Genomic DNA, 7,681 nt, shown 5'->3' with positions numbered 1-7,681 from the left:
TGGACCCGGTCTGGGCGGTGCTGGCACGCTACGGCACGGGCCGGGACGCGCTACGCGAGCGGGACGGTGCTGAACCCGGCGTGCTGACCGGTGTGGGGCGGCCGGTGCGGCGTATGGTCGATTGCATGGCCACGCCACAGACCCCCTACGACGCGGTACTGCACGCCGCGCGCGACGTGACGAGCTCGACTCGGCCCTGGACGCGAGATGCTCGGGCGCCGCGTTGCTGGGCAGCGTCTACGCCGTCGCGAGCACGACCGGGAGCAGCCGTCCGCGAATTCGTCTCCGGCTTCCTCGCCGCCACGTCCCGGCGCCGCAGCGCCTCCGCGACCACCCTGCGGGCCGTCTTCGCCGCCCTGGTGCCCGACGCCGAGGGCGCCGCCCGGGTCCGGCCCGGCGCGTACGCCCCGTCGTGGGCCAGCCAGCTCGGCCGGGTGCGTGTCACCGGCGCCTGGGCCTACGGCGACGTGTACGGCGACCAGACCTCCTACCTCGCCACGTTCGCGTACGACGACGAGAGGAGGGCGGGCCGGAGCACGCGCTGGTGGCCCTCGTCGACCACAACATCGGCATCACCAAGGACGTCTTCGTCGGCGGCCCGGCCGGACGGATCGTCGAGCAGGCCGGGAGATCTGCACCGAGGACGAGTTCACCTGGTTCCGCACCGAGGACCCGGCCCGGATGCACGCCGAGGTGAGCCGTCACCTGGCGGTCACCGACGACCTCACCGACCTGCCCGCGCAGGGCTCGCTGCCCCGACCGGCGCTCGTGGGCGCGCGGCTGGCCGTACTCCCGGGGCCGACCCCGCCGCCCGGTCCGGCGGTCGCGCCGCCGCTCACCGACGAGGAGCGGACCCGCCTGGTCCGCGCCTTCCTCGACTCGCCCGAGGCGGCCCGGTTCGGCCTGCCCGAGGTGGCCGACGGTGAGCTGGCCTCGCTGCACTTCTGCCTCGGCCTGCTGCTCGACCACGCGGCGAGCTTCCCCGATGCCGACGCCATGCGGTGGAGCCCGATGGTGGCCGAGCTGTTCCTGCTCGACTGGGTGCACCGCCGGCCGTGCTCGACATGGACGACGCGGCGATGCTGCCCGGGTGCTGCGCGCCTGGGCGGCGTACGCGGCCCGGCAGCGCGGGCTGTCGCAGTCGGCTGCCGCCCGGACGGACGAGGCGATCACCGAGATGGTTCCGGAGTTCGCGCGGCTCTACAGCACCGGCGAGCGGCGCAGTCCGGCCACCGCGGCGGTCGCCCAGCTCATGGCGGACGGGGTGGACCCGGACGACCCGGAGGCGCTCAACGCCTGGATCGAGGCGAACCGCCACCGCCTGACCGACGACCCGGCCTAGGCGGCCGCGCCTCGCATGATCGGCACCATCTCGGCGAGGTGGCGGCATCGGATCGCCCGGGACCACACCACCACGCCGTAATGGTGTCGATCATGCGGCCCGCCGTCCCCGACCTCCCCGCCCCACACGAGGGGCATGACCCCCGGCCCCCCTCCCCTTGATCCACACCAGTTCGGCGAGGTGGCGGCATCCCAGGAGCCCTGACCTCACCACCTCCCGAAGTGGCGCGCCGCTCGACCAGGCTGGATGGGGCCGGGCGGAGGCGTTTTGGCTCGTCCGGGGCCGACCTGGTAGCCTGGCTTTTCGCGCGGCGATGACGCATGCTCGTCGTGCGCGAAAGCAGACCAACCCGAGCTATCAAGACGAGGCTGTCGCGTGGCGAAACATCAAGTCCCAGATCAAGCGCAACCGGCAGAACGAGAAGCGCCGCTGCGTAACAAGTCGGTCAAGTCGTCGCTGAAGACCGCCATCCGGAAGTTCCACGAGGCTGCCGAGGCGGGCGACACCGAGAAGGCCACCGTGCTCATGCGTGAGGCCACCCGCAAGCTGGACAAGGCTGCCAGCAAGGGTGTCATCCACTCGAACCAGGCGGCCAACCGGAAGTCGGCGATCGCCAAGCGCGTCGCCTCGTTCTCTGCCTGACCAGCGCTACAGATCCCACCGGAAGCCCCGGGCCACCGCGCCCACGGGGCTTCCGCCTGTCCACCCTCCCCCCGCAGCGCGGCGCGCTGAGGGACCGGTTCGGAGATCTTGGAGGATTTCGGCCTCTATAGGGGCCCTCTCGTACCAAGATCTGCGGCGGTGATCGGTGCCGCCGGCGACCGCTGCGGGCAGCGGTCGCCCGGACTCCGTGCATGTGCGGCCGACGGGCCGATGATCACGTCAGCGGGAGGACGCGAACCTCGGGAGGCGCTGCGGGCGGCTCCGGTGTGCGGCTGCCCGCAGCGGCCGAGGTGAGCTGGGTGTCGGCGCACACCAGGAACGCCGTGGTCACCGCTCGCCGGGGCGGTCGAACGTCGAGCGTCGCGGATGGTGGTAGCGGATGCCCCGGGGGTCGGCGATCGGCGTCGGACCGTCCGGAAACACCCGCCCGCTCGCCGGCGTCGCGCCGCCTGACAACGCACGGACGCTTGCCGATGTCGGTGCGCCCGGTAGCGCACGGGCGCTGGTGGGCACCCGGGCCCGCCCGATCACCGGTTCCATCTGCCGGCGGAAGCGGTCCCGCTCCTGTTCGGGCACCTGCGCTGCGGTGCGGACGACCATCTCCGCCACCACGTCGTTGAGCTTGACCATCGCCGCGACCGCGACCGGCAGCGCCAGCACCGCCCACCAGCTGACCAGCTCGGCGAGCGCGAGCAGCACGGCCAGCGCCACCGCGCCCTCGAAGAAGAGGAAGCAGAGCACCCCACCCGGGTTGACGAAGCGCAGCCCCAGCACCCGGGCGTAGAGCGGGCGGTACCGCTCCTCGTCCGTGGCCACCGTCGACCACGCTCGGGTCACCGGGCGCCGCCCTGCCGGGCCGCGGCCACCGAGAACACGGCCCGCTCCAGCGCGTACGCCCGGTCGTCGGCGCCGCCCTTGACCGCCGCGTTGCACTCGGCGGCCACCCGCATCGCCTCGACCAGGCCCTCGGGCGTCCAGCCCCGGGCGCGTACCTGAGCCTTCTCGATCTTCCAGGCCGGCATGCCGAGCGTCTTGGCCAACTGGAACGCGTTGCCCCGGCCGGCGGCGGCGACCCGGGCCACGGTCCGTACGCCGTCGGCCAGCGCGTCGGCGATCGGCACCGGGTCGACGCCGACGTGCAGCGCCCACCGCAGCGCCTCCAGCGCCCCGGGCACGTCACCGACCATCGTCGCGTCGGCGACGGTGAAGCCGGTCACCTCGGCCCGTCCCCGGTAGTAGCGGGCGACGGTGTCCGCGCCGATCCGCCCGTCGGTGTCGGCGACCAGCTGCGAGCAGGCGGCAGCCAGCTCACGCATGTCGTTGCCGACGGCCGCGACCAGGGCGTCGGCCGCGTCGGGCGTGCACTTGCCGCCGTGGCGGCGGATCTCGTCCCGCACGAAGGCGGCCCGCTCGCGGTCGCCCTTCAGCTTCACCGCCGGCACCACTGTGGCGCCCGCCGCCCGCAGGCCGTCCGCGAACGCCTTGCCCTTGGCCCCGCCCAGGTGCAGCACCACGAGTTGCACGTCCGGGTCGGGATTCTTCGCGTACGCGAGCAGCGCGGTGGACAGGTCCTTGCGAGCGTCCTGACCGGAGCGGAGCACGAGCACCCGGCGACCGCCGAACAGTGAAGGGCTGAGCATCTCGGCGATCTCGCCGACGGTGAGCGTGCCGGCCTGGTATTCCCGCACGTCCACGTCGGGGTCGACCTCGCGGGCCCGGCCGACGGCTTCGGTGACCGCTCGCGTGGCGAGCAGCTCCTCGTCGCCGAGGACGAGCACAATAGGAGGCAGGTCGGCGGGGGTCACGTCGCCCATACTCGCACGCCCTTCGACCCGGCGGGCCTGCTCATCGGGGACTGTGACGGCGCAGCCCGCACACAGCGCAAATCCAGACATTTGCCTTGATCTCCCATCTACCCCAACAAGATTCCCCCTGTTCAGGGTGGCCGTCCCGACTCGGCGCCGCGCTTCACCACCGCGAGCCCGCCGCTCACCCGGACCGCTGCGATGTCCCCGTCGGTGTCGGTACGCAACACCCGGGCGCCGCCCCGGCTCAGCCGGTCCAGCAGCCCGGCGGCGGGGTGCCCGTAGTCGTTGCCGACGCCCACGCAGACGAGCGCCACCGCCGGACGCACCGCGGCCAGGAACTCCGGATCCTGGTACGCCGACCCGTGGTGGGCGACCTTCAGCACGTCCGCCCGGATCTGGGCGGCCGGTGTCGTCTCCAGCATCGCCCGCTGTTCCTCCGTCTCGGCGTCCCCGGTGAGCAGGATGCGTACCCCGTCCACGGTGGCGGCCAGCACCAGCGAGTTGTTGTTCGGGTCGGACCGGCTGCCCCGCAGCGGGTACGGCGGCCCGACCGCGACCAGGTCCACTGCGCCCGCCCGCCACCGCCACCCCGCCTGCACCCGAGCCAGTGGCGAACCGGCCCGGCGGGCCGCCTCGCGTACCTGAGCTGCGCCGTAGGGCGGCTCGGACCAGGACGGACCCACCACCGCACCCACCCGACGGCCCCGGAACACCCCGGCCACGCCGCCGACGTGGTCGACGTGGAAGTGACTGACCACCAGCAGCGGCACCTCGCGTACCCGAAGGCGGCGCAGGCAGGCGTCCACGCCTGACGGCTCCGGGCCGGCGTCCACCACCACGGCCCGGCCGGCGGCGACCGGCAGCACCACCGTGTCCCCCTGCCCCACCGCGCACGCCACCACCACCCAGCCGCGTGGCGGCCAGCCGGAGGCGAGCAGTCGTACCGGCACCGCGCCCAGCACCACCGCCACCGCGACGACAGCGATCAGCCGCCGCGCCCGGCGCCGGCGGACGGCGAGCAGCAGCGACACGCTCACCGCCGCCAGCAGCAGCGCCCCGGCCACCCCGCCCGCCCACGGCAGGTTCCCGGCCGGCAGGTCCGCCCCGTGCGCGGCCACCGCCACCAGCCAGCGCGCCGGCCAACTCGCCAGCCAGGCCAGGAACTCCGCACCGCCCGGCCACACCGGCGACAGCACCGCCGCCAGCACGCCGAGCACAGTGGCCGGCGCGACGGCCGGCACCGCGAGCAGGTTCGCCGGCACCGCCACGAGGCTCACCGTCGCGGACAGCCCGGCGATCACCGGGCCGCAGGCCAGTTGCGCGGCTGCCGGCACCGCGAGCGCCTCGGCCAGCCCGGCCGGTACGCCCCGGCGCCGCAACGCGTCCCGCCAGCCCGGCGCGAGCAGCAGCAGCCCGCCGGTGGCGCAGACCGACAACGCGAAACCCGGGTCACCCGCGAGGTCCGGGTCGTACAGCACCAGGCCGGTGACAGCGGTGGCGAGCGCGGGCAGCGCCGACCGGGACCGCCCGGCGGCGAGCGCGGCGAGCCCGATCGCGCCCATCGCTGCGGCACGCACCACGCTCGGCGAGGGCCGCACCAGGATGACGAACCCGACGAGCGCGAGGACGCAGAGGACGGCGGCGGTACGCGGACCGGCGCGCGCCCAGCGGGCCAGCAGCAGCACCGCCCCGACGACGATCGCCACGTTTGAGCCGGACACCGCGTTGAGGTGTGTCATCCCGGTGGCCCGGAAGTCCTCCTCCACCTCCGGCAGCAGCCGGCTGGTGTCCCCCACCACCAGACCCGGCAGCAACCCGCCCGGCGCGTCGGGCAACGGTTCGCAGGCCCGTTGCAGCCCGGCGCGCAGCACACCCGCGGCCCGTTGCGGCCACGACGCGTCGCCGCGCGGCGTGGGCGGGTCGGCGGTGGAGAGCACGGCGGCGTTGAGGTCGCCGCCCCGCGGGGCGGACAGCCGCCCCTGAATGACGACCCGCTGGCCCGGCAGCAGCGGCCGCCAGGACGGGTCGGTCGCCAGCACCAGCACGCGTACCGGGCCGGTGACCCGAGCGCCGTCGGGTCCGGTGAGGCGGACCAGGTCGACGCGGACCAGCAGCATCGGTTGCCGGCCGGGGGCGCCGCGTATCGGGCGCGGGTCGTCGCGCAGCACCAGGTCGGCGGTGACCCGGGCTCCTTCGGTCACGAGCGCGCGTAACGGGGTAGCGTCCCGGATCGCGAGCCGGGCGCCGGTGGCCGCCGCACCGCAGACCACGCCGAGCAGCACGGCGACCACGATCCAGCCGTAGCGGCGGACCGGCTCCCCCGGTCGGCCGAGCACACCGCACAGGTGCAGGCCCGCCAGAACGGCGAGAACGGCGGTACCGGCGGCCAGCCACACGGTCGCCCGGACACCGAGGTGCAGCCCGGCCAGCGCGGCGAGCCAGGCGGCCATCGCCAGCCCGGCCAACCGCAGATCCGGCACCTCACGGCCGCCCACGTCCCCGTCGGCGACCACGACGCGGCCGTCGGCCAGATCGGGCCCTGACCCAGGTCGGCTGCTCACACCGTCACCAGTTCTTGAGCTGCTCGTACCGCGCGTCGCCGATGCCGTCGACCTGGCGCAGGTCGGACACGGACCGGAAGCCGCCGTGCCGGTCCCGGTGGTCGAGGATCCGCTGGGCGAGCACCGGGCCGACGCCGGGCAGTGCGTCGAGCTGGCCGAGGGTGGCGGTGTTCAGGTTGACCGGCCGGCCGGTGCCGCCGGACCGGCCCTGCCCGCGCCCCCGCCGGCCGGGGCGGGTCCGGCCGGTCCCGGTGGGGCGGTCACGCCGACCAGGATCAGCTCGCCGTCGGTGACCTTGCGGGCGGGATTGAGCAGCGCCACGTCGACGCCGGGCAGCGCGCCGCCGGCCGCTTCGACGGCGTCGGCGAGCCGGGCACCGGCCGGCAGCCGGACCAGGCCGGGGCGGCGGACCTTCCCGGCCACCGCGACGACGACCTGACCGGGTGAGCCGCCCGATGCGGGCGCACGGCCACCACGTCGGTCACCCCGCCTGCCGGCGCCTCGGTGGCCGCCAGGACCGGCTGGACGGGTTCGGCGGTCGGACGCGAGCGCCACGCCCAGACGGCGGCCACCACGACCACGACTGCGGCCAGCACCGCGAGCGCACGCACACCCCGGCGGCCGGGGTCGAACGCGCCCGGGCGGGCAGCCGGGACGCCAGACCTCGCGCGGACGCCGACTGACGGTTCCCCTCGTCGTCCGGCTCGGCGGACGCCGGATCCGCCCCGAACGGCTGCTCCGCACCGCCGTCCTGCTCCGGGACACCGCGCCGCAGCCCGAAACCCGTCTCGACCTCGCCCGGCCCACGCCGGAACCCGGGCCGAGCCGCCCTCCGAAATCCGGTCCGGTCCCGCCGGTGGCATGCCCGGCGCCCCACCGGACCCGCCGTTGACGACCGGCCCGGCGTCGTCGGGCCCAGGCTCGCGGTCCGGCCGGACAGGATGGCCGGGCCACCACGAGGACCTCGCCGCCGAGCCGGGCCCGTGCGAGCGGGAGGCGGGGTCGGCGGAACGGCAGCGGCGTCCGCGAACCGAAAGCCGGGGACGCGTGCGACCGCCGCCGTACCGTCGTCTCCTCGTCGTCTGGCACGGCTCGGGACGCTACGACGACGCCTCGTGCCGCATCGGCCGCTCAGCTCTTGGCTGTGGACGACCCGAGCACTGTGGACAGGACGGCCCGATCAAGCGTCCCGTGCTAGGGCCTGCGCGGGGGATCAGCAGGCCCGTCAGCGCGCCTCCGGGTCCAGGCCGAGCGCGGCCCGTCCCCCGTCGACCGGCACCGTGGCCCGTTGACGAACGAGGCACGCT

3 protein-coding genes and 3 pseudogenes are annotated in these 7,681 nt (G+C 75.2%); 2 read left to right on the top strand and 4 right to left on the bottom strand.

The features are described 5' to 3' along the window. The first annotated feature begins 125 nt into the window (after positions 1–125). Positions 126–1,342 (top strand): annotated as a pseudogene (locus KSK32_RS00775) (hypothetical protein). A gap of 385 nt (positions 1,343–1,727) precedes the next feature. Beyond that, positions 1,728–1,984 (top strand): annotated as a pseudogene (gene rpsT / locus KSK32_RS00770) (30S ribosomal protein S20). A gap of 348 nt (positions 1,985–2,332) precedes the next feature. On the opposite strand, the gene KSK32_RS00765 reads toward rpsT, so the two are convergent. The 4 genes and pseudogenes from KSK32_RS00765 to KSK32_RS00750 form a co-directional block, all read right to left on the bottom strand. Continuing rightward, positions 2,333–2,842 (bottom strand): hypothetical protein, encoded by a 510-nt coding sequence (locus KSK32_RS00765; RefSeq protein ID WP_216927970.1) that lies wholly within the window; start codon positions 2,840–2,842, stop codon positions 2,333–2,335. Continuing rightward, positions 2,839–3,819: a DNA polymerase III subunit delta gene (holA, locus tag KSK32_RS00760; protein ID WP_216927969.1), complete on the bottom strand. Its 981-nt coding sequence runs from the start codon at positions 3,817–3,819 to the stop codon at positions 2,839–2,841. Before holA ends, KSK32_RS00765 begins: the two co-directional genes overlap by 4 nt. A 122-nt stretch (positions 3,820–3,941) precedes the next feature. After that, entirely contained in the window at positions 3,942–6,293 is a 2,352-nt protein-coding gene (locus tag KSK32_RS00755) for a ComEC/Rec2 family competence protein (RefSeq protein ID WP_216927971.1), read from the bottom strand. 85 nt (positions 6,294–6,378) lie between these two features. After that, a pseudogene (locus KSK32_RS00750) lies at positions 6,379–7,237 on the bottom strand (helix-hairpin-helix domain-containing protein). Positions 7,238–7,681 lie beyond the last annotated feature (444 nt).

Origin of the sequence: Micromonospora sp. WMMB482 (genome assembly GCF_019038635.1) — a bacterium.
GTDB classification, from domain to species: domain Bacteria; phylum Actinomycetota; class Actinomycetes; order Mycobacteriales; family Micromonosporaceae; genus Micromonospora; species Micromonospora marina.
Note: the sequence above shows the minus strand (reverse complement) of the source record. Positions and strands in the feature narration are given on the sequence as shown.

Bases quoted from the DNA above. Each gene is read 5' to 3' on its own strand.
- holA (WP_216927969.1), bottom strand. From the start codon at position 3,819: ATGGGCGACGTGACCCCCGCCGACCTGCCTCCTATTGTGCTCGTCCTC.